This is a genomic window from Microbispora sp. NPDC004025, from assembly GCF_053604425.1.
This window is the reverse complement of the sequence record NZ_JBSGHN010000009.1, coordinates 165,879-188,517: the sequence shown is the minus strand read 5'-3', so window position 1 is coordinate 188,517 and position 22,639 is coordinate 165,879. Positions and strand designations below refer to the sequence as shown.

The 22,639-nt window shown below is 72.9% G+C and carries 16 protein-coding genes; 3 read left to right on the top strand and 13 right to left on the bottom strand.

Annotation, left to right across the window (positions count from 1 at the left end; genetic code table 11):
• Position 1 precedes the first annotated feature (1 nt).
• Positions 2-577, bottom strand: a complete 576-nt coding sequence (locus ACWEQG_RS22985; RefSeq protein WP_452287548.1) for an NADPH-dependent FMN reductase — start codon at positions 575-577, stop codon at positions 2-4.
• Positions 578-834: 257 nt separating this feature from the next.
• Positions 835-960, bottom strand: a complete 126-nt coding sequence (locus tag ACWEQG_RS22980) for a hypothetical protein (protein ID WP_452287546.1) — start codon at positions 958-960, stop codon at positions 835-837.
• Positions 961-1,273: 313 nt separating this feature from the next.
• On the opposite strand from ACWEQG_RS22980, the gene ACWEQG_RS22975 reads away from it, so the two are divergent.
• Both ACWEQG_RS22975 and ACWEQG_RS22970 read left to right on the top strand, forming a co-directional pair.
• Positions 1,274-1,438: a hypothetical protein gene (locus ACWEQG_RS22975; protein WP_452287544.1), complete on the top strand. Its 165-nt coding sequence runs from the start codon at positions 1,274-1,276 to the stop codon at positions 1,436-1,438.
• A 69-nt stretch (positions 1,439-1,507) separates the two neighbouring features.
• On the top strand, positions 1,508-2,335 hold the full coding sequence (locus tag ACWEQG_RS22970) for an SCO6745 family protein (RefSeq protein WP_452287542.1): 828 nt from the start codon (positions 1,508-1,510) through the stop codon (positions 2,333-2,335).
• A 384-nt stretch (positions 2,336-2,719) separates the two neighbouring features.
• Here ACWEQG_RS22970 and ACWEQG_RS22965 read toward each other — a convergent pair whose 3' ends face one another.
• The 3 genes from ACWEQG_RS22965 to ACWEQG_RS22955 all read right to left on the bottom strand — a co-directional run bounded on the left by ACWEQG_RS22965 (position 2,720) and on the right by ACWEQG_RS22955 (position 8,911).
• Entirely contained in the window at positions 2,720-4,003 is a 1,284-nt protein-coding gene (locus ACWEQG_RS22965) for an MFS transporter (protein ID WP_452287540.1), read from the bottom strand.
• 307 nt (positions 4,004-4,310) lie between these two features.
• Complete coding sequence (locus ACWEQG_RS22960; protein WP_452287537.1) at positions 4,311-5,450, bottom strand: acyl-CoA dehydrogenase family protein; 1,140 nt, start codon at positions 5,448-5,450, stop codon at positions 4,311-4,313.
• The gene (locus tag ACWEQG_RS22955) at positions 5,447-8,911 is read right to left on the bottom strand and encodes an indolepyruvate ferredoxin oxidoreductase family protein (RefSeq protein ID WP_452287535.1); all 3,465 of its coding nucleotides are present in this window, start codon (positions 8,909-8,911) and stop codon (positions 5,447-5,449) included. Before ACWEQG_RS22955 ends, ACWEQG_RS22960 begins: the two co-directional genes overlap by 4 nt.
• A gap of 162 nt (positions 8,912-9,073) precedes the next feature.
• Between ACWEQG_RS22955 and ACWEQG_RS22950 the strand changes: the two genes are divergently transcribed.
• A complete protein-coding gene (locus ACWEQG_RS22950; RefSeq protein ID WP_363467471.1) occupies positions 9,074-9,553 on the top strand; it encodes an Lrp/AsnC family transcriptional regulator in 480 nt (159 codons plus the stop codon).
• On the opposite strand, the gene ACWEQG_RS22945 is transcribed toward ACWEQG_RS22950, so the two are convergent.
• The 8 genes from ACWEQG_RS22945 to ACWEQG_RS22910 form a co-directional block, all read right to left on the bottom strand.
• Positions 9,528-11,063, bottom strand: coding sequence for a serine/threonine-protein kinase (locus ACWEQG_RS22945; protein ID WP_452287533.1), 1,536 nt, complete (start codon positions 11,061-11,063; stop codon positions 9,528-9,530). The genes ACWEQG_RS22950 and ACWEQG_RS22945 overlap by 26 nt on opposite strands.
• 85 nt (positions 11,064-11,148) lie before the next feature.
• Entirely contained in the window at positions 11,149-12,843 is a 1,695-nt protein-coding gene (locus ACWEQG_RS22940) for an AMP-binding protein (RefSeq protein ID WP_452287531.1), read from the bottom strand.
• Positions 12,844-12,885: 42 nt separating this feature from the next.
• Positions 12,886-13,281 carry a DUF7662 domain-containing protein gene (locus ACWEQG_RS22935; RefSeq protein ID WP_452287775.1) on the bottom strand — a complete coding sequence of 132 codons (396 nt, stop codon included), beginning with the start codon at positions 13,279-13,281 and terminating at the stop codon, positions 12,886-12,888.
• A 211-nt stretch (positions 13,282-13,492) separates the two neighbouring features.
• Positions 13,493-13,954 carry a hypothetical protein gene (locus ACWEQG_RS22930; protein WP_452287529.1) on the bottom strand — a complete coding sequence of 154 codons (462 nt, stop codon included), beginning with the start codon at positions 13,952-13,954 and terminating at the stop codon, positions 13,493-13,495.
• Between the two features lie 221 nt (positions 13,955-14,175).
• Entirely contained in the window at positions 14,176-14,919 is a 744-nt protein-coding gene (locus ACWEQG_RS22925; protein WP_452287527.1) for a hypothetical protein, read from the bottom strand.
• Between the two features lie 145 nt (positions 14,920-15,064).
• A complete protein-coding gene (locus tag ACWEQG_RS22920) occupies positions 15,065-19,441 on the bottom strand; it encodes a TIGR02680 family protein (RefSeq protein ID WP_452287525.1) in 4,377 nt (1,458 codons plus the stop codon).
• Entirely contained in the window at positions 19,438-20,874 is a 1,437-nt protein-coding gene (locus tag ACWEQG_RS22915; RefSeq protein WP_452287523.1) for a DUF2398 family protein, read from the bottom strand. The genes ACWEQG_RS22920 and ACWEQG_RS22915 overlap by 4 nt, the downstream gene beginning before the upstream one ends.
• Positions 20,871-22,415, bottom strand: a complete 1,545-nt coding sequence (locus tag ACWEQG_RS22910; RefSeq protein WP_363473770.1) for a TIGR02677 family protein — start codon at positions 22,413-22,415, stop codon at positions 20,871-20,873. Before ACWEQG_RS22910 ends, ACWEQG_RS22915 begins: the two co-directional genes overlap by 4 nt.
• Between the last annotated feature and the right edge of the window lie 224 nt (positions 22,416-22,639).

Here is a 22,639-nt window from a genome sequence, read left to right as displayed (position 1 = left end):
CTCAGGCGGCGGGGCGCAGGTGCCGCAGCGCGGTGGAGAGCCGCTCCAGCTCGGCCACCATCGTGTCCGCCGCCGAGTTCATGACGTCGTTGGGCCGCAGGCGGCCCTCCTCGTCGAGGAGCTGGGCGACGAAGGGGATCGAGACCGCGTCGAACACCGGCACCATCTTCAGCGTGGTGACGACCTGCTTGAGCATCTGCACGGCCCGCGTGCCCGCGGAGACGCCGCCGTAGCTGACGAACCCGACCGGCTTGTACTGCCACTCGTGGTGCAGGTAGTCGAGGGCGTTCTTCAGGACGGCGTTGAAGCCGTAGTTGTACTCCGGCGTGACGAACACGAACGCGTCGCCGCGTTCGACGGTCGCGCTCCACTCCTTGGTGTGCTGGTGGACGTACTGCCGGAGCCGGGGGTGGTTCGGCTCGTCCAGGAACGGCAGGTTCACCTCCGCCAGGTCGACGAGCTCGACCTCGAAGGCGTCCCGAGCGGCCGCGCGGTCGCGGAACCACTCCGCCACCGGCAGCCCGACACGCCCGGGACGCGTGCTGGCGATGACGATCTGCAGAACTGGCTTAGCCATAATTCCCCCAAACAGCTAATAAGCGGACAGAACCCGCTCAACAGTACGCCGTGATCGAGAAGGCTACCGACGCGGCGTGCCTGTAGTCGGGCGAGCCCGGACCGCGCCCTCGTTAGGAGGGCGAGGTGGCCTTCGGTGCCCTGCTGCGCCGCTGCCCCGGGCTCGAACTCGCCGTCGCGCCGTAGGAGCTCGACCGGCAGTTCTTCCCGGTGTCCTGACGCCTCGCCCACCTTCCCGTACGCCTGCGCACTCGGATATCAGCCGGGGGTGCCGGACGCCAGCCGGTCGGCCAGCGTCTGGAGAGTGGCGGCGATCTGGATGTTGGTCTGGTAGTCGTCGCCCATGCGGACGATCACTGTGCGCGTGGACGGTGACACCACCATGATCTGACCGTGTGCGCCCATCGCGGGGAGGTCGCGTCCGCCGTCCGCGCGGGGGAGGATCCACCAGCCGTTGCAGCGGTTGGCGCGTGAGCGTCGGGAACCGCCCGGGTGATCGGCAGGTCGAGGCCCCCGATCGTGCCGTCCGCGACAGCCCGCGATACGAGCAACGAGATCACCGTCTTGGACACCGAGAACGCGGCGGCCGGACCGTCGGCGGCGGGGCCCTCGCCGCCCCGCCGGGCGTCCGGGCCGTCACCCTCGGCGGCTCCCGCGCGCAGGTCTGCGCGACGGCTCGGAAGCCTTTCATGGGCCTATGACCGAGCAGTTCGCGACCCAGGATGCGAGGCAGGCCTACCTGACCGCCTCGCTGGTACTGGTCGCGGAACATCGCGACCGCGGCGTCGCCGCCGCCTGGTCGCCGGACTCGACCGGGAAATTATCGACCGGAGTTGTCGTATCTAAGCCGCGTCGTTCGTAGCCAGGGTGAACAGTGGCCCACGAGGGCGCTGTCACGACCAGCTGTCACGACCAAGGGAGATGCCGACCGATGCAGCAGCACTCACAGGCCAAGGTCCACCGCATGTTCGAGCTCGTCGAGCCGATCGCCACCGTCACCTTCTCCGGGGTGGTGAACGAGGCGTTCCTGGCCCTGGGCATGCGCAACTACTGGGACGGATACTTCGCGGGCCGGGCCGCACCGCTGGGGTCGGCACCGGCCGAGGTGGTACACGCGGTCTTCTACAACTTCGCCGACGGCGAGGTGGCACGCCACATCCCCTGGGTGTGGGGAAAGGTCACCCCGCAGGAGGCAATCACCGTGCGCGAACGGGGCAGCACCGCCGCCCTGCGGCAAATGATCGGAGAGCTCGCCGACTCGCCCGGTCTGGTGCGGGCCGCCGACCTCGCCACCCGAGCAGCGGTCAGCGCGCCGACCGAGGGCCGACCACTGTACGCCGGGCTGCGGGCGCTCGACGTGCCCGAGGAACCTGTGGCCAGGCTCTGGCACGCGGCGACGCTGCTGCGGGAGCACCGCGGGGACGGCCACAACGCCGCCCTTCTCGTCCACGGCATCGGCGGCACCGAGGCCCACGTCCTCATGGCTGTTTCCCTCGGAATGAGGGCGGAGGAGTTCGGCCGGATCCACCACCTGCCCAAGGCACGGCTGACAGCCGTGGTCGACGGGCTGCGCGACCGCGGCCTCGTGGACGCCGCCGGCGGGTTCACCGACGCCGTCCGGGAGACCAGGCAGCGGATCGAGGCCCTCACCGACGAGCTGGCCGCGCCGGCGTACGACGTGCTCAGTTCGGACGAGCTCGACGAACTGGCCGCGGGGCTCGAGCCGATCGCCGCCGCGGTATGGGCCTTCGACAACTGAGCGGGCGCATCAAGCTGCTGGGACGGCCACGACCCCGGCCCGGCCACCGAGGTGAGCAGGTCGTTGCGCGGGATCACCCGCCTGGCGTGATCGAAGGCCGGCCTGGCGGGTCACCTACGAGAAGACCAGCGACACGGCCGCCAGGTTCGCCCAGGCCGCCGCCGAATTGCGCACCGGCCGTGCCCGGACGATCCGGTTGCGGCCCGGGCGCGTCGCGCGGCTGACCACGCTTGTACAGGCCGAGCTGACCACGTGCCGCGTTTCGGCCCGCTGAGCCCCCACACCAAGCTCCTCGTCAGTGGCTACGACAGCGAGGAGGCAGAGGCACAGGTGGACATCGTCACGGCGTGCCTAGGGCCGGAGTGCCGCATCCGGCGATGCCGGTCACGCCCTGTCGGCCTCGGCCAACGCCCCGGGAGTCATGGTCCGCAGGAACGGAATGATGGTCAGCAGGGTGGCCGTCGCGAAGACCGCAAAGGCCGTCCGCATGCCGCACCATTCGGCGAGCAGGCCCACCAGCCCGGCCCCCAGTGGCATGGCGCCCCAGCTGAAGAGCCTGGCCGCGGCGTGGTACCGGCCGAGCATGGAGCTGTCGACGAGGCGTTGGCTGATGGTGCGTGCGTTCACCGTCCACAGGATGCCGCCCATGCCGCCGAGGAAGGCACCGGTGGCCACCACCCACAGGTTGGTGGAGAAGATCGGGGCGGCCACCATGGCCACGGTGCCGACGAGGTCTGCGAACATCGACCAGCGGCGGCCGAGCAGCCGGTTGACGCCGGTGACGGTGAGCGCGCCCACCAGGCCGCCCACGCCGAGCGCGCTGACCAGGATGCCGTACTCCCGGGCGCTGAGGTGCATGAGCGAGGTGGCGACCAGGGGCATGAGGGCGAGCCATGCCCCCCAGCACGCACACAGAACGGTCAGCGCGAGCGCCATCAGCCGCAGCACGCGCTGCCGCCACAGGAAACAGACGCCTTCCGCAATGCGCTGGTTGACCGAGCCGGTCGGCCGCGCGTCGTCCTTGCGCGGCCGGAAACGGCCGACGAGGAGGACCAGGATCAGCGTGCCGATCAGATAGCCGGCACCGGTCCAGCCCAGCGCCACACTGGTGCCGGCGGTGACCAGGAGCCCGCCCACGAAGGGCCCGCAGAACTCGTTGCACACGGTTTCCGCACCTGCCAGCCAGGCGTTCGCCCGCTCCTGCGCGGCCGGTTTGACCGCGGAGGGGACGAGCGTCGCGGCGGAGGTGAGGGCGACGACCTCGGCGACGCCCAGGACGAGACCCGCGACGTAGAGGGCGGGGAGGGTCACCGCGTCGCGCAGGGCGAGGGCCAGGAGGACGGCGACGACGAGGATCCGGGCGCCGTCGGCCAGCCACAGCAGCCGGCGGCGGTCGAAGCGGTCCACCAGTACGCCCACGTGCAGCGCGATCAACAGCCACGGGAGGGTGAGGGTGAGGCCGACCCCCGCCACCTGCGCGGGCGAATCGGTGAGCGGGATCGCCGCCAGGGGCAGGACGACCTTGGTGACACCGTCGGCCAGGTTCGTGATGGCGGTGAACGCCACCAGGACCGCGGTGTTGCGAGTGCTGCGGTCAGGTGTGACGGCCCGTATCGTCCCCCGCACCCGCTCCTGGTGCGGCACCCGCGCGTCGAGCACGTCATCCATGGCGGTAACCCCCTAAGCACGTTTGCTGGTCACTATGCCATGGCGCCTCCCCGTCGTACAGTTACGATCACTCCGTCTTCTGCTCCCCGCTGGATCTCGATCACATCAACGCTGCCGTGCTGGACCGATCCAGAATGTATGCATGACCCCATGATCGGGTTACGACGACACCCCACGCCGTCGCCGCGTAGCGGACGGGGCCGGAGCCCGCTGGGCGGAACGAAGCTCTAGAGGCGGTAGCGGCCCGCCCTGAGACAAAGAACCCCGCTTCCCGGCAGAGGGGAGCGGGGTTCGAGCATGTCATGGGCTATTTGGCCAAGTGGCGGCTGATGACGAGCCGCTGGATCTGGTTGGTGCCCTCGAAGATCTGCATGATCTTCGCCTCGCGCATGTAGCGCTCGACGCGGAACTCCCGCGTGTAGCCGTACCCACCGAAGACCTGGACCGCGTCGGTGGTGACCCGCATCGCGGTGTCGGTCGCGACCAGCTTGGCGACGCTGGCCTGTCTGCCGTACGGCAGGCCGGCGTCGCGACGGCGGGCCGCGTCGAGGTAGGTCGCCCGGGCGCAGTCCACGCCCGCGGCCATGTCGGCGAGCAGGAAGCCGAGCCCCTGATGATCGATGATCTTCTTGCCGAACGTCTCGCGCTCCTTGGCGTACGCGACGGCCTCGTCGAGCGCGGCCTGGGCGAGGCCGACGGCGCAGGCGGCGATGCCCAGCCTGCCGGAGTCGAGCGCGCCGAAGGCGATGGGCAGGCCCTGGCCCTCCGCGCCGATGAGGCGGCCGGCCTCGATCGGCACGCCGTCCCAGTGGGCGGTGGTGGTGGGGATGGCGTGCAGGCCCATCTTCTCCTCGGGACGGCCGAACGTCAGGCCCTCGGCGGCGCCCGGGGCGAGGAAGCAGGACACGCCCCGGCTGCCCTCGCCCGTCCGGGCGAACAACGCGTAGAAGTCGGCCCGGCCGCCGTGGGTGATCCACGCCTTCGTGCCGGTGATCCGGTAGCCGTCCTCCGTCTTGTCGGCCCTGCAGGTCAGGGCCGACGCGTCCGATCCGGCCTGGGGCTCGGACAGGCTGTAGCCGCCGATCAGCCGCCCGGCGAGCATGTCCGGCAGCCAGCGCTCCCGCTGCTCGGGCGTGCCGTACGTCGCGACGGGGAAGCAGGACAGCGTGTGCACGCTCACGGCGACCGCGACGGCGGCCCACCGCGCGGCCAGCTCCTCGATCACCTGGAGATACACCTCGTACGGCTGGCCGCCGCCGCCGTACTCCTCCGGATAGGGCAGGCCGAGGAGCCCGGCCGCGCCGAGCGTGGCGAACAGCCCCTCGGGGTAGGTCTCGGCCCGCTCGTGCTCGTCGACCCGGCGGGCGAGTTCCTTGTCGGCGATCTCACGCGTCAGCTCGATGAGGTCCCGGGCGTCCTGCCCGGGCAGCAGACGGTCGACAGTCACGGCACCTCCACCAGTGCGGGGTCGTCCAGCCGGGCGAGCAGGGCCGCCGCGCGGTCGCGGAACTCCGCGACACGGGCGAGCTTGATGCCCTCGTAGCCGCGGATCACGTCCGGCAGTGCGGCGATCTCCGCGACGGTCCGAGCGGTCGCCGGGGTGAGCCGCTCGAGCGCGCGCCGTACCAGCTCGCGATACTCCCCGACCAGCGTACGCTCCACGCGGCGGACGGCGGCGTGCCCGAACACGTCCAGAGCGGTGCCGCGCAGCACGCGGGCGGCCCGCAACCCGCGGAACACGACATCGGCGGACCGGCGCAGCCTGATCTTGCGCTGCAGGCCCATCGCCCGCAGCAGCGGCGGATGCAGCAGCACCGACACCGCCGCGCCGGGGCCGAACTCCCGCTCGCGCCGGGCCCGCTCCACGGGGTCGAGGTGCAGCCGGGCGACCTCGTACTCGTCCTTGTACGCCATGAGCTTGTGCAGCCCCCGGGCGTACGCGAGCCCGATCCGCGCGCCGGCCTCCTCCCCCGCCCGCTCGGCGGCCAGCGCGGCCACCCGGCGCACGTCCCGCGCGTACGAACGGGCGTAGGCCGCGTTCTGGTAGCCGGTCAGGTCGGCGATCCGCAGCGCGAGCGTCTCCTCGAGCGCTCCGGTCCCGGCCGCCTCGCGCAGGGCGGCGTCGTCGACCGGCACGGCGGGAGGGGCCGGGGGGATCGCGGCCCGGAAGACGGCCTCGCGGTCGATCACGGCGGCCCGCCCCCACCGGAAGGCCGCCAGGTTCCGCTCCACCGCCGCCTTGTTGAGACGGATGGCCCGCTCGATCGCCCCGGCCGAGATCGGGATGCAGCCGTGCTGGTAGGCCGCGCCGACGAGCACGAGGTTGGCCGGCATGTGGTCGCCGAACAACGCCTCGGACAGCGCGCCGGCGTCCACCTGGAGGCCGGCCTCGGGCAGGGTGGCCGACGCGATGCGGGCGACCGCGTCCTCGGGCCCGGACAGGGCCGCGCGGCCGGTGACCATGGCGGCGGTCGGCACGATCGCGGTGTTCACGACGGCGACCGTACGGCCGGGTGAGGCCACGGCGAGCGTGTCGTCCGCGGCGGCGGTGAGCACGTCGAAGCAGACGAGGACGTCGGCGGTGCCGCGGGCGGCGCGGACCGACCCGCCGATCGGGCGCGGGGACACGCGCACGTCGCTGACGACGGGACCGCCCTTCTGCGCCAGCCCGGTCTGGTCCAGCCCGGCGGCGTGCAGACCGTCGAGGTGGGCGGCCATCTGCAGGATCTGCGAGACGGTGACCACTCCGGTGCCGCCGATGCCGGGCATCCGCAGCAGCACCGAGCGCTCGGTGAACCGCGGCGCCGGCTCGGTCAGCGCCACCGGCGGCTCGGGCACCGTACGCGAGGCCGCGGAGCGGGGCTCGACGAGCAGGAACGACGGGCAGTCGCCGTTGAGGCAGCTCAGGTCGGAGTTGCACGACGCCTGGTGGATGCGGGTCTTGCGGCCGAACTCGGTCTCCACCGGCTGCACCGACAGGCAGGTGGAGGCGTCCCCGCAGTCGCCGCAGCCCTCGCACACACGCTCGTTGACCACGACCCTGGTCTTCGGCTTGGGCAGCTTTCCGCGTTTGCGCAGCCGCCGCTCCTCGGCCGCGCACCGGTCGTCGTGGATGAGCACGGTCACCCCGTCGATCGCGGCGAGCTCCTTCTCCACCGCCGGGAGGTCGTCGCGGTGCCGCACGGACGCGATCGGCGCCAGCCGCACGCCCCGGTAGGTCTCCGGCTCCGGCGTGGTGACCACGACGCGGCGCACGCCCTCGGCCGCGAGCCATCGCGTCAGCGCCGGGACGTCGAGGCGGCCCTCGGCGCGCTGCCCGCCGGTCATCGCCACCGCGTCGTTGTAGAGCAGCTTGTACGTCATCGAGACGCCGGCGGCGACGGCGGCGCGCACGGCGAGCGAGCCGGAGTGGTGGAAGGTGCCGTCGCCGAGGTTCTGGGTGAAGTGACGGTCGGAGGTGAAGGGGGCGAGGCCGAACCACTGGGCTCCCTCGCCTCCCATCTGCGTCATGCCGATCCGCCTGCCGCGTCCGTCGCCGTCCAGGGCGATCATGGCGTGGCAGCCGATGCCCGGGCCCACCAGCGTGTCGTCGGAGGCGCGCGTGGAGGCGTTGTGCGGGCAGCCCGAGCAGAAGTACGGCGTGCGGGCGGCGGCCAGAGGGAGCATGACGCGACGCCTCGCGGGGGCGGGCGACAGGATCGCCGCCTGGCGGGGCAGGCGGTCGGGACCGAAGCAGGTGGCGAGCGCCCCGGCCACGTCCTCGCCGCCGAGCGTGCCGCGCGCCGTGAGCAGTTCCCGCCCGATGACGTCGGGGCGCTGCCCGGTTTCGTACAACGCCTGCTTGAGGTGCCCCTCCAGGAACGGCACCTTGTCCTCGACCACGAGCACCCGGTCGAGCCCGGCGGTCATGGCGGCGAGGTCGTCGTAGGCGAGCGGGAACGGCATGGCGAGCCGGATCAGCCGCAGGCCGAGGTGGTCCATCGCGGCCTCGTCCAGGCCGAGGTCGGCCAGGGCGCGCAGGACCACGGCGTAGGAGGCGCCGGACGCGAGCACGCCCGTCGTGGCCCCCGGTGCGTCGCGCGTGATCCGGTTGAGGCCGTGCGCGCGGGCGTACTCGCGGGCCAGGCCGAGCCTGCGGGTGAGCATGTCGTGCTCGGCGTCGAGCGAGGCCGGCCCGACCAGGGTCGGCGGCGCCCCCCGCTCGGCGCGGTCCGGCACCGGTACGCCGGACCGGATGCTCTCGCGCAGCGACCCGAGGTCGACGGTGGCGGAGGCGTCGGCGACGTCGGCCACGATCTTCAGGCCGGCCCACAGGCCGGTGGCCCGCGACAGCGCCACCGCGTGCAGCCCGAGTTCGACGACCTCCGCCACCGAGCCGGGGGCGAGCAGCGGCATCGACAGGCTCTGGCACATGGGCTCGCAGGAGCTGGGCACGGTCGACGACTTGCTGCCCGGGTCGTCGCCGATCCAGGCCACCGCCCCGCCGAGCGGTGCGGTGCCGGCGACGTTGCCGTGCCGGATCGCGTCCGCGGCCCGGTCGAGGCCCGGGTTCTTCCCGTACCAGAACCCGGCCACCCCCTCGTGCCGGCGGCCCGGCGCCTGCGCGAGCAGCTGCGTGCCCGCCACCGCCGTGGCCGCCAGCTCCTCGTTGAGGCCGGGCCGGGCCACCACCCCCGCCTCCTCCAGGAACCGCGCGGCCCGTGCCATCTCCAGGTCGACGCCGCCCAGCGGCGAGCCGGGATATCCGGAGACGAACACCCGCGTGTCCAGGCCGCGCTCGACATCGAGGCGGCGCTGCTCCAGGGTGAGCCGGACGAGGGCCTGGACGCCCGAGATCAGCACGGTGCCGTTCTCGGCCGCGTACTTGTCGTCGAGCGAGACGGCCGGTGAGGACACGGGCGAGGACACGCGAACCTCCTGAGGTCGAGGGGTGACCCACAGCACACCAACGGTGACGGCTTCCGCGCAAGCATCGCGCGGCAAGCCGCTGCGAAAACGCAAAAAGATGGAGGATCGCGCCTGCGACGCTACTGTTCTTTGCGCCGATAGCGGTTGGAAAGGGACATGCCCATGGCGGAGATCGACGACATCGACCACCGGCTGCTGCGCCTGCTGCGCGAGGACGGGCGCAGGACCTTCTCGGAGATGGCCGCCGAGATCGGGTTGTCGGTGGCCGCGGTGAAGCGGAGGGTCGACCGCCTGCGGGAGATCGGCGTCATCACGGGCTTCACCGTGCGCATCGACTACGCCAAGCTCGGCTGGGGCATCGAGGCGTTCACCGAACTGCGCTACCCCGGCACCACGCCGGTCGGAAAGATCGTCCGTACCGCCACGGACGTGCCGGAGGTGCAGGAGGTGTTCACGATCGCCGGCGACCCGGACGCGCTCATCCACGTCCGCGTCCGCGACCTCGGCCATCTCCAGCAGGTCATCGACCGGCTGCGCCGCGCCGGCGACGTGACCGGCACCAAGACCCTGCTCGTGCTGGGGTCGTGGACCCGCGACGTCGGGCCGGTCGAGGACCTCAGTCGTCGTCCCCCCGGGAGCTGAAGCCGGCGGAGTTCACGAAGTCGATCAGCGGGCCGTCGGCGAGCCTCCCCGTCGAGTGCGCCCGCTGCAGCTTGATGAGCAGGTCGCGGACCCGCCGCGCGGCCTTGGCGCCCTTGTCCCCGCCTCGCCCCCGGGACAGGTCCCTGGCCGTCTTCCTGATGGCGTCGTGGGCTTCGCGGGCCAGCTTCGGCTCGATGCCGCCCCGGCTCTCCTGCGCCTGTACGGCGTGGTCGAAGGCGGCCAGCCACTCCATGTAGCCGCGGTAGACGCGTCGCGTCGCGGACGGCGTGGGAGACGGCTTCGGCGACGGCCTGGGGGACGGCGTCCTGGACAGCCGGGGTGACGGACTCGCCTTCCTCGCCGGGGTGGGTGACGTCTCGGCGCGGGTGGCCGTCGGCGACTGGCCCGCGACCGCGGGCTCGGCCCGTCCGCCGCCGTCGGACAGCGCCGCCACCCCGATCGTGACCACTGCGAGCCCCGCCACCGCGGCGCCGAGCCGGATCAGCGTCCGCCGTTCGAGCGACCCCGGAGTACGTCCGGCCGGGACGGCGGGCGGCGGGGCGTCGAGCAGCGCCGTGTCGCCCGCACGCGCGCCGCCCGGGTACGGCCCGTGCGGCGGCGGGGTCGCCCCGGCCTCCCAGGCCGCCGGTCCGCCTTCCCCTGCCGCCGGTCCGCCTTCCCGCCCCGGCTGCGCCGCGGAGAGGGCGACGGCCGCCAGGACCCGGCGTACGACCTCCGCGTCGGCGGGCCGGGCGGCGGGGTCCTTCGCCAGCAGCGCCATGATCAGGCGTTCCAGCTCGGCGGGGATGTCGGGCCGGTGCCGGCCGGGCGGCACCGGAGCCTGGTGCATGTGCTGATACACCAGCTCCGGGGCCGACCCGGTGAACGGCGGGTGCCCGCACAGCAGCTCGTAGCAGACGCACCCCAGCGCGTAGAGGTCGCAGGCGGCCCCGCCGCCCCGGCCGTCGATCTGCTCCGGCGCGAGATACGCGGCGGTGCCGACCACCGTGCCCACCATCGTGAGCCGCGCCGCCTCGGTCGCCACCTGCGCCACTCCGAAGTCGACCACCTTGAGCACGCCGCTCGCGGTGCGGTGCAGGTTCGCGGGTTTGACGTCCCGGTGCACGACCCCGGCCCGGTGGGCGGCGTCCAGCCCCGCGGCGGCCTGGCTCATGAGGTCGCACGCCTCCGCCACGCCGTACCGGCCCCGGTCGAGCAGCTCCGCGGCCAGGCTGCGGCCGGTGAGCAGCTCCATCACCAGGTAGGGCCGCGCGTCCTGCTCGCCGACGTCCAGCACCGTCACCACGTTCGGATGGACGACGCGGGCGGCGGCGCGTGCCTCGCGGGCGAAGCGCTCACGCGAGGCGACCCCGGCGACCTGCGGCGCGAGGATCTTGACCGCCACGGGACGGTGCGCCCGCAGGTCCCGGCCCCGCCAGACCTCGCCCATCCCGCCCTGGCCGATCAGCTCCTCCAGCTCGTAACGACCGCCGAGCGTGGACGGCACCACGTCCCGCACCTCCCCAAAGCGACTCGCGCCCAGATGATCAGGAGCCAACCTATCCTCTCGGGCAGGCCGGGCGAGAACGGGCCGCTCAGGCGCGCAACTCGGGGAACTCGTCGTCCCGCCACTCCTTCGACGGCGGGGTCCCCTCCCGCGCGGCGTCGCTCTCCCTGGCCCGCAGCTCGACCCGGCGGATCTTCCCCGAGATGGTCTTGGGCAGCTCGGCGAACTCGATCCGGCGCACCCGCTGGTACGGCGCGAGCCTCTCGCGGGCGTGCCGCAGGATGGCCGCGGCGGTCTCCCTGTTCGGTTCCCAGCCCGCGGCGGGCACCACGTACGCCTTGGGCACGGCGAGGCGGATCGGGTCGGGGGCGGGGACGACCGCCGCCTCCGCCACGGCGGGATGCTCGATGAGCACGCTCTCCAGCTCGAACGGCGAGATCTTGTAGTCGGACGCCTTGAACACGTCGTCGGTGCGTCCCACGAAGGTGATGGAGCCGTCGGCGTCCCGCACCGCGACGTCGCCCGTGTGGTAGAGCCCTCCGGCCATGGCCTCCTCGTCGCCGTCGAGGTATCCGGTCATCAGGTTGACCGGACGGGCGGCGAGGTCGAGGCAGATCTCGCCCTCGTCCGCCGGCCGGCCGGTCACCGGATCGACGACCACGACCGGCACGCCGGGAAGGGGGCGGCCCATCGAGCCGGCCTTCACCGGCGTGCCGGGCGTGTTGGCGATCAGCGCGGTCGTCTCGGTCTGGCCGTACCCGTCGCGGACGGTCAGCCCCCACGCCCGCTCCACCTGGGCGATGACCTCGGGGTTCAGCGGCTCCCCCGCGGCGGCCGCCTCGCGCAGGCGGCCCGGCCCGTCCCCGAGGTCGGCCTGGATGAGCATCCGCCACACGGTCGGCGGCGCGCAGAACGTGGTCACCTCCGCCCGGCGGATCAGCGCGAGCAGGGCGGCGGCGTCGAAGCGGGAGTAGTTGTGCACGAACACCGTCGCCTCGGCGTTCCACGGCGCGAAGAAGCAGCTCCAGGCGTGCTTGGCCCAGCCGGGCGAGCTGATGTTGAGGTGCACGTCGCCCGGCCGCACCCCGACGAAGTACATCGTCGTCAGGTGCCCCACCGGATAGGACACCTGTGTGTGCCGAACGAGCTTGGGCCTGCTGGTCGTCCCCGAGGTGAAGTACAGCAGCAGCGGGTCGCCGGGAGAGGTCCGGGCCTCGTACGGCTCCGGATCGGGCGTCGCGTACGCGTCGCCGTACCGAAGCCAGCCGGTCGCCTCGCCCACGCAGACGCGGCCGTACTCGCCCGGGACGCCGTCGAACTTGTGCGTGTCGGCCGCGTTGGCGACGACGTGCCGGACCCGTCCCCGGCGCACGCGGTCGGCGAGGTCCGCCGTGCCGAGGGCGGTGGTCGCCGGCATGATCACCGCGCCGAGCTTCATCACCGCCAGCATCGACTCCCACAGCTCGACCTGGTTGCCGAGCATGAGCAGCACGTGGTCGCCCTTGCCGACCCCCTGGACGGCCAGCCAGGCCGCCACCCGGTCGGAGCGGCGGGCCATCTCGTCGAAGGAGTAACGCCGCTCGGAGCCGTCCTCCTCCACGATCCACAGGGCCGTGCGGTCGTTGCCCCGGGCGATGACGTCGAACCAGTCCGTGGCCCAGTTGAACGTGTCGCCGAACACCGGCCACGCGAACTCACGCGCCGCCCGCTCGGGGTCCTCCCGTAAGCGGAGCAGCAGGTCGCGGACTTCCCGGAAGGCGTGGGTGCCGGTCGTCTCGCTCACGCGGAACTCCTCATCGTCGAAGCGGTCCGTCACGGCTTTCTGTCAAGGCCGGCGCCGTCTGTCAAGACCGGCGGGACGCGCGGGGCGAGACCGGATTGTCCTGGTTCTGTGCTGCGGGCCGGGGAGGGCTAGCCGCACGGTGTAGTCGGCGTCGAGCCGTACGGCCTGCGTGTGCCTGAAATCGCCAGCCCACCATGCTGAGTGTTTGTAGGCGCTGGTCGGTAGCTCTTCGCCGATGATGCGTGCGACCTGAGCGACAGCCGGCTCGACGTGCCATCGTCCGTCTTGCCGTAGATGGCGTCCCCAGCGTTCGTGCTGTTCTCGGGTGACCACGCCGTCAGTGTGAAGGTCAATTCGGTGCTGGTCACGAGCGGCCGGGGCCACGTTGTGTGAATCCGCATCTGTGCTGGAGTGGGGGAAAGGACGGCGAGTGGACATCGCGCGCACCCATACCGGCATGGTCTGCCGATCGGGCACCGGCTCGACCCCGCCCTTGCCCTTGCCCCTGCCCCTGCCCCTGCCCCTGCCCCTGCCCCTGCCCCTGCCGAGCGACCACGCCTACGTTGGTCATGGGGACTACCAGGAGCAGGTGGACTCCCGCGGCTCCCGATGGTCCCGGGCACGTCGCCGCACATCGCGTCAGCTTCGGCTACACGCTCGACTCGTTGAGGATCTGCGAGATGCGCTGGTGTGACAGGCGCATCGCGCTGCCCACATCGCGGGTGGTCCACCCTTGAGCAGTGAGGAGGCGGGCGGCATGGCGGACGGCGTCGCGCTCGGCCTGCTCGGCGAGGACTCGCGCCTGCCGTGCCTCAATGACCGCCGCGAGAGCTGCCTTGGCCTTTGGGTCGGCGGGCTCGACGTAGACGCCGATCGTTGCATGCTCGTCCCGAAGTACGCCGAAGATGAGCTGGGCGACATTGCTCTTGACATCTGCCCAGCTACCGCCCTGAGTTCGGACGGTGTGCCCGCCGGGGAGTTCGGCGGTGGCGGTCCACTGCTTTCCGGCGCGCGTCACAGTGGCGAAGTATGTGACGGCTTCGACGACGTCGTCGCCTGGGGGAATGAGATCGGGCTGGTCGAAAATCAAATCGTGGTTCATCGGCTCCATGCCCCACAACCTAGGGACACACCACCATTGTGTCTATGCAGATAGCCGAAACCTGTCTAACGGACTTGCCAACTTCGGCATCCCATCAGATGGTGCGGCATACGCCCATCAACGGCCGGCCTCGGTGGGTATGGAGATCCAGCAGCATGCAGCGAGCAGCCGTGGTCGGGGACCCTTGTCTGCGCGAGTTGCTCCGCTGGACCACCATAGTTGCGGGCGGCTTAGGAGCCGGTCGCGCGAAGTTCCTCCAGACGCTGGCGGGCCTCGGACAGCGCTATGAGCACGTGGGGATCACCGGGCGTCCGGTCGGCGAGGTCCTCGTACAACTCGATCCGCCGGCGGCACAGACCGGCCCGCAGGTCGCGGTGCTCCTGCTCGCTTACGCCGTCCGCCATCGTTTGCAGCAGGGCCTCGGCCCGGTCGATCAGGTCGGCGCGTTCACTCACGCTCATGGGCGGCAGGCCGGTGTGGGGGGACTCGTCGACGAGCTCTTCCCGGTCGCCCAGCCACACGTTGAGATTCCTGATCACCTCGGCGAGGTGGTCGGTGCTGTCCAGCACCTCGGCCGCGCGTTCCGGCAACAGCCAGGCGTACAGCAGGCGGCGGCGGAAGTCCCGCTCGGCGTCGGCGTACCGTTCATGCGCGGCCTGCCGGCTGACCGTTCTGCGACCGGCCCTGCCCAGTGCGACGCCTATGCGTTCCCAGCTGACGTTCCTCAGCCGCTCGTAGATCACCGCGAAGGTCAGCAGGCGCTGCGCGTCCTCGACCAGCCTGGCGGCCTCCTCGACGAGCAGGACCTCGTCCGAGCCGGGCCGGTTGGTCGGCACCAGCGCGGCGGTCTTGTCCACCAGAACACGCCCCTGTTCCGACAGGACCAGACGGGCGAGCCCCGTCCATGAGTAGTTCGCCGATCTGAGCGCCTGCAGATCGTCGTGTGCCGCGGAAGCAGGGATAACATCGGCCATACGTCAAGAGAACCTTGACGCATGACGTTCAGCTCGGATCCGGTCCGCCGAGACCGACTCCGGCAGGAAAGGAAATCCCGACTGCCGGGAGAGCGCTGGGAACTTCTCAGTCGGCAACTCCGCGATGCGCCGTTTCCACGCGTTCTCACACACCCGCCTCCGCGTCGTCGGGCTCCTCGTCGCCCTCGGCGGCGAGGAGGGTGCCCTCGGTGAGGGCGGGAGCGCGGCGGCTCGGCCGGAAACCGAGCAGCGTCTCGGCCAGTTCCTCGTTGCCGGCGAAACCGGCGTCGGCGTCGACGGTCTGGTCGCCGTCCCAGAGCATCAGCATCGCCGAGACCGCGTGGGCGCTCTTGTCGTGGTGCATGTCGTAGTGCGCCGCCATCGGCACGGTGTCGAAGTGGATCCACAGGTCGTGGCCGGTCATGAACAGGTCGAGGCCGAACTTCACGGTCAGGCCCAGCAGCTCGGGCTTGTACCGGTCGTCGATGCCGGCGAACGCCTCGTCCAGCGCGATCACGCGCGGGCAGGTGGGTTTGGCGGACGAGTAGAGGGCGTTGGCCGCCGCGAACAGCGGAAGATGGATGGCCGCCGACTTCTCCCCGCCGGACATCTCCTCGTGCTTGGCCCGGGTGAGCTTGACCTCCTTCTCCCCCGGCACGGCGAGCACCAGCTCGAAGCCGTACCAGGTGCGGTAGTCGAGCACGTCGGCCAGGGCCTGCCGGTACGTGGCGCGCGGGTGCGCGGCACGGTAGCCGCGGATCATCTCGCGCAGCAGGCCGCGCAGCTCGGCCAGCCCGGCCGCGCCGAGCCCGTGCGCGTCCCGGTCGAGGAGCCGCGCGACCGCGACCTGCCGGTCGTTCAGCCGGTCGGAGCGGCCCCAGCGGATGCCGATCCTGGTGCCGGACGACATGGGCCGGGACCGGGTGTCCTCGTTCATCCCGCGCACGAGGTCGCGTGCGGTGCGGACCCGGTCGTGCACCTGCTGGGCGAGCGCGGTGAGCAGCTCGTCCTCCAGCACCGTCCGCTCCCGCTCCTCGAGCAGCACACCCTGCTCCCGGACGCGGTCGGCGACGCGCCGGGCGAACGCGGCGACGGGATTGCGGCCTCCCTCGTCGCTGACGTAGACCATCACGACGCCGGTGGGGTCGTGCTCCAGGCGGTAGTCCTCGGCGCAGCCGTCGAGCGCGTCCTGGAAGGCCCGCAGCGAGGCCGACAGCCGGCTCGCGGAGCTCTTGAGCGCGCTCTCCCCCGGAACGCGGATGTCCGCCATCTCCGCGCCGAAGGCGTCCAGCAGGGCGGCGACCTCTCCCGGCAGCACCCGGCCGACAAGGGCGGCGGGGTCGGGCGGCGGCCCGTCGGCTTGGGCGGACAACTCCGCCGCCACCGACGCGGCCGCCTCCGCGGGCTCGGGCCAGCCGACGTGGGCGGGCCACGGCTCGGTGGCGGTGACGCCGAGCAGCGGGCGCAGCTCCAGGTGCGCGTACGGCCCGAACGACGCGGCGTGCTCGAAGAGGTGCCCGAGGGCCTGGCCGACAGAGGACTGGCCGTGCTTGAGGTCGTTCTCGGCGACGATCAGCGCCTTGTCCTCCCGCGCCGCCGCGGCGGCGTGCTCCTCACACCGCCGGCGGACCTCGGCGAGGTCGCGCTCGGCCTCGTCCACCTGGGCAAGCACCTCGCGCAGCGGCGCGTCGAGGGCCTCCTCACCCGCCCTGAGCTCCTCGACGTCGGCACGGTGCTCCCGTTCCTTGTCCTCCAGAACGCGGGAGTCCGCGTCGTGCCGCTCGCGCTGCCGCGCGATCGCAGCCTGCCGGGAGGCAAGGTCCCGCTCCTCGGACGCGGCCCGCTCGCGGCCGTCGTGCAGCCGCTGCGCCGTCGCGAGGAAGTCGTCGACGGCCCGGGCGACCGCGTCTACCTCCTGCTCGGCGACGGGCATGCTCCGTTCCGCCGCGACCTGCCGCAGCCGCCGGCGCGCCGCGTCGGCCTGGGCCACCGCGGCGTCGAGGTCGCGGCGGCGATCGGTCAGCGCCGCCCGCGCCTGGGCCAGCAGCGCGGACTCGCGCGACACGCGGGCGACGGCCGCGGCGACCGCCGTGGCGGGCGGAAGCTCCCGCCTGGCCCGGGCGAAGTCCTCCAGGCGGCGGCCGGCGCGCGCCAGGTCCCGCTCGGCGGCCTCGTGCGCCCGGCTCGTCTCGCCGATCGATTCGTCGTACTCGGCGAGCCTGGCGGCGCGGCGGTTGGCCCGGTTCGTGGCGCCGATGTATTCGGGCGAAGGCTTGGGCCGGGCGCCGACGAGGAGACCGAGGCCGAACTGGGCCCCGCCGGTCACCACCGGCGCAGATCCCTCCGATGTGATCGTGTCGGCGACCGCGACCGACCGCAGCACGTCCGTGACGACCGCCGCCGGAACGAGGTCCTGCTCCTCCGGCACGAGCACGTCGGCGAGCGTGCGGCCGGACGGGCGGCTCTCCACGGGAAGCGGGAGCAGGTAGCCGTCGGGCTCCGGCGCCGCGACGGCGTCGAGGGTGTGCCGCGCCTGCGGATGCACCCAGGCGGTCAGCAGTCCCGCGCCGTACAGGGCTCCTTCGAGACCGGCCGCCTCCTCCGCGCCGAGGCCGTCGGCGAACCGGACGAGCCGCCACAGCGGCGCCCCCGGACGTCCGTCGCGGTTCGCCGTCCGGCGGTCGTCGTGCGGCGGCGCCTCGTCGCGTTCCGCCGCGATCTCCTCCCGCTCGCGGCGCAGGCGGACGAGCTCGGCGGCGAGGTCGCGCACCCGGGTGGACAGGCGCTCCACGGACCTGACCGCCTCCGTGCGCCGTTCCTCGGTCCGCACGCCGTAGACCTCGGCCGGGGACGGCGCCCCGGCGTCACCGGCGTGGTCGAGGGCCTCGGCCAGCGCCTCCACGTCGGCCGGCCCGGCCACGGCCTCGTCGTGCCCGGTCTGCTCGTCCCCCGTGTGCTCGTATCCCGTGTGCTCGTCCCCGGGCCGTCCGTCCTCTGCGGGCTCGTTGTCCGGAAGCTCCGGGGAGCGGGCCCAGCGGACGGCCCAGGCGTCGAGTGCCTCCCGCGCGTCGCGGCGCGCCGTCGCCAGTGCGGCGTCGGCGGCCTCGCACCGCCGTTCCCGCTCCTCGACGTCCTTGTCGGCCTTGTCACGGTCGGTCTCGGCCCGCAGCCGGTCCCTCTCCGCTGCGGTCACCCTGGCGATCTCGTCGCGGACCTTCGCGACGTCGTCCCGGCGGGCGGCGGCCCGGGCCCCCGCCGTCGTGAGCAGGTCCTCCCCCGTGTCGGCCGGACCGTCCCCGTCGTGGGAGACTCCCGCCCGCTCCGCCGCGTCGGCCAGGTCCGTGGCGTGGCGGACGATCGCCGCCCGGGCGCCCTCCAGCCGCTCCGCGTGTTCGCCCGCCTCCCCTTCGAGGGCGGCCAGGTGATCGGCGGCGTCCGCCAGCCGGACCCGCTCCCGCTCGATCTCCTCGCCCGTCTTGGCGACCTGACGGCGGCGCAGGTCCAGCTCGCCCCGCGCGCGGTAGGCGTCGTCCGCGCGCAACGCGGCGAGGCGGCGCTCCAGGCCCTCCCGTTCGGCCTCCGCCGCGGCGGACGCCGCCGTCGCGGCCTCGCGTGCGGCCGCGGCCGTCCTGCGCGACTCCTCGGCCCGCACCAGCGTGCGGGCGTGCTCCACCGCGCCGTCCATCTCGGTCTGGATGCGGGACAGCCGGGCCTTCGCGTGGGTGCGCAGATAGGCGACGTAGTCGGTCAGGAACGCCCGTACGGCCTCGTCCGCGGCGGCGAAGTCGTCGAACTGCCTCTGCACCGCCGCGAGGTTCTCGAAGTCGCGGGCCGCCTGGTCGACGAGCTCCTCGTCGAGAGGGCTGAGACCCGAGGTGAGCGTGGCGGACACCTTGTCGGGGTCGAGGTCCTTGGCCAGCAGCGGGCGGCGCAGCGCCAGCAGCAGGTCGAGGAGCTGGGTGTAGCGCTCCCTGCCCAGCCCGAACAGCCGGGCGTCCACCGCGTCGCGGTACTGCGTGGCGGTCTCGCTGTGGGCGTCCGGCCCGAGCACGGCCTTGAGCTGCCGCTCGGTGAGCGGCCGGGAGTCGGGCGCCAGCAGCCCGAAGTCGACGCCGAGGCGCTTGTCCGTGACGAAGAACGAGGTCCGCACCCCGTCGCGGTGCCGGTGCGCGCGGATGCCGATGACGAGGGTGACGGTCTCGTCGGTCTCGGCGGGCTCCGCCCCGATCTCCCGCCGGGCGAACTCCATCCACACGTAGCCGTACTCGGCCTCCTGCCCCCGGTAGAGCAGGTTGGACTTCATCGTCCGGTTCTCGCCGCTGAACGGGTCGAGCCGCCGGGCGTCCGCCACACCGTCGAGGATGAACGGGAAGAGCACCTCCAGCGCCTTGGTCTTGCCCGAGCCGTTGTGCCCGCGCAGGACCAGGCGCCCGTCGGCGAAGGCGAACTCCTCGTCGACGTAGTCCCAGACGTTGATCACCCCGGCTCTGCTGGGCTGGAACCGGTCGCTCGGCGGCGTCATCGCTCCTCCTCCTGCGCCGGCGCGTGCTCCCGCGCCGACGGGTCCTTCTGTGTGGCCGGCTCGGGCAGCGCCACCAGCGCCAGCTGGCCGCCCGAGGTTCGGGTGGGCAGGGCGGCCCGGATGTTGCGATACCGCAGCGCGGCGGGCAGGACGAGCACGCCGCCGGGCACCGGCCTGAGCAGCATCAGGTCCGCGAGGAAGCCGACGACCGCGTCGAGCAGCCCCCGGGGGTCCTGCTGCCAGGCGGTGGTGAACGAGGCCGCGCCGAACTCGTCGTACAGCTCGGTCGTCATCGACTCGAGGCGGCCGCGCTCCACGAACGGCGCCTCGGCGGGCGCGGGCCGGTCGCCGGGGAAAGGCGCCTCCGCCTCCGCGGCGGACCAGGCGAGCTCGGCGACGATCCCGTCGCGGGGCAGTCCCGCGTCCATCCGCGCGACGAGGCCGGCCTGGTCGTCGGCGAGCGCGGGGACGGGCAGGCGCTCCGGGACGTGCTCGGGGTCCTCCAGCAGGTCGGCGATCTTCGCCAGCAGGAGGCCGGCCGCCCGGCTCACCGCGTTGCCCCGGCCCGGGAACGGCCGGTCGGTGAAGACGCCGCCCGGGTCGGCGAGCATGACGCCCTCCGCGCGCCGTTCCAGGGCCAGCCCGGTGAACCGGACGAGGTCCTCGGCGAGGCCCGGGGACCGCAGCGCGTCGGCCACCTCGGGGTCGACGTCCGCGTAGTACACGACGGGGAACTCGACGAGCAGCCGCCTGGCCCTGCGCACGGGGTTCGCGTGCGGCGGCTCGTGCACCAGCCCGGCCGCGCTGGTGAGGTGCTGGACGGGCCGGGCCGGCTTGAACAGCACCGCGCAGATGTCGTGGTCGATGTCGTACAGCGCGTCGCCGCGCTCGGTGTCGCGCGCCCACCACTCCAGGCTGCCGTCGGACAGCCGGAGCGCGCCGCGGTCCACGAGCCAGCCCAGCACGTCGACGACGGCGGCCTTGTGCGAGCCGAGCGCGGGATCGAAGCCGAGACCGTCGATGGAGTTGGCCAGCGGCGTGAAGATCCGCACCAGGTCCGCCAGGCTGATCTCGATGCGGGAGCGCTGGAACGACCCGAGCACCAGGCACAGGTAGGCCAGCCGGCGGCGGTCGAACGGCTTGCCCTTGCGGGAGAAGATCGAACGCTGCGTCTCGTCCAGGACGTCGAGGTGGCGGACCAGCCGCACGTGGTGGGTCGTGGCGATCAGCGTGTAGCCGAACAGCTCGCGAAAGTCGCGCGTCATCTCGTCGGCCCACCGCAGCACCTGGTCGAGCACGCCGGGGCGCGGCCGCTCCTTGGTGATCAGGTCGCAGGTCAGCACCCGGCGGACCGCCTGCTGATAGGAGCCGAGGTCGGCGGTGGAGACGCCGACGGCGGCCCGGGCGCCGGCACGGGTGCGGGCAGTCGTCACCGGGAACCCCCCGTCCCCGAACCCGCCACCGGCGTCCGACCGGCGATCTCGACCCGGAACCCGGGCAGGTGGAGCAGTCCCCGCGCGGTGCGCACCGCGCTCCCGCCGTCGGACGGCACGAGCCGGATCATCACGGCGTCGTCGGCGCCGGAGCCCCTCTTCAAGCGGCCGGCGACGACCGTGCGTCCCTCCAGCGCCCGCGTCATCAGCTTCAGCAAAACCCTGGTCTCCGCGTCGTCGAGCTCCCGGCCGTGCGCGCCCATCCCCACCAGGTGGCCGGCGGCCTCGCGCTCGGCCGCGCGCTCCGCGGCCTGCTCGCGGCGCAGCGCGGCCCGCGCGCCGGGGTTGCCACGCACCGGCGTGGGCACGCCCGTCGTGGGCGCCTTCCCGCTGCGGAAGAGCGTGACCGACACCTCCACCCCCGGCGCGTCCCACCATGTGTTCCTGGGCGAGATCTGTTCGGTGTCCTCGTGGGCCGCGCCCAGGTGCCGGGCGCTGCGCAGGTTGAACGCCGCGCCCATCAGCGCGTGGGCGGCGCCCTCGTCCGGCGCGTTCCAGACCCACTCGGCCAGGTGCCGCAGCTGGGTCGCCCGGTTGACGCCGCCGCGCTGCGCCTCCGAGATCTGCCGCAGCAGCGCGATCACCCCCGACACCGCGACGCGCGTCGCGTTGCGCAGCTCCCCCGCCCGGGACTCCCCCGGCCCCTCGGGCGCGAACCACGCCCGCAGCACGGACCAGCGGCGGCGCCAGTCCTCCAGCCGCTCGTGGCGGTCCATGAAGGGCCGCTCGTCCGCCGCCGCCGCGCGGTCGAGCAGGGAGGTCAGGCCGCTCGTCTCGACGTCCCGTACGGCCGCGGCCAGGCGGGGCAGATAGCGGTCGAGCTCCGCCATGAACTCGGACATGTGCGTCAGCAGCGCGTTCTTGTAGCGCAGGAACGTCTCCGGAGAGGCGTCGGTGGAGCGGATGATCTCGCCGAGCGTCACATGGAAGTGCGCGGAGCGGCGTCCCATGTCCTCCATCACCGAGTCCAGCCGGGACAGCCGGCGGTAGACCTGCTCGCCCTGCCCCGCGCGGTTGGCCGCCGCCAGCGCCTTGAGGTCCTCCAGGATGTCGGAGAAGACCAGGCGCGACAGGTTCGCGTCCTGGATGCGGGCCGCGAGCAGGCCCTCCACCGAGGTGTACGCCCAGTAGCCGAGCTCGCTGAACTGATAGACCGACTGCCTGTTGCGGTAGCGGACGAGGTTGCCGGCCCGCGAGGCGTCGTCGAACCGGTGCACCACGCCGTCCTCGTACAGGGCGTCCAGCCGGTCGCGCAGGTTGCCGTCGAAGGTGGGCACCTCGTCGTGGAGCCGGGCGAGCTCGGTGAGGGCCGCCTGCACCTCACCCGCGTCCACCTGGACCTGGTGCACCTCCCGCAGCCGGTCCATGGCCCGCAGCACCCACAGGTAGGCCACATGGTCGTCACGCCTGGTGAAGTTGAACAGCCTGAACCGATCGCTGATCGCCGGCGAGTCGAGGTCAAGCGCCCTGCGTTCCGCCATCCGGCCCCCCAATCCGTGTCACGGATCCATGCCTCGGATCCGTGTCGCACCCGCCCGATCGCGGAGTCCCGCCCGCCAGATCGCGGGCGGGGCTCCGCGTGCCGAGACGACCGTATTGGAGGGCACCGACAGTTGCGACCTGCCCCGGCGTCCACGCCCGATGTCGCCTCCGACTCCCGGCAGCGGGCGCGGAACCCGGGGACGGCTTGTCGTCCGTGGACGCG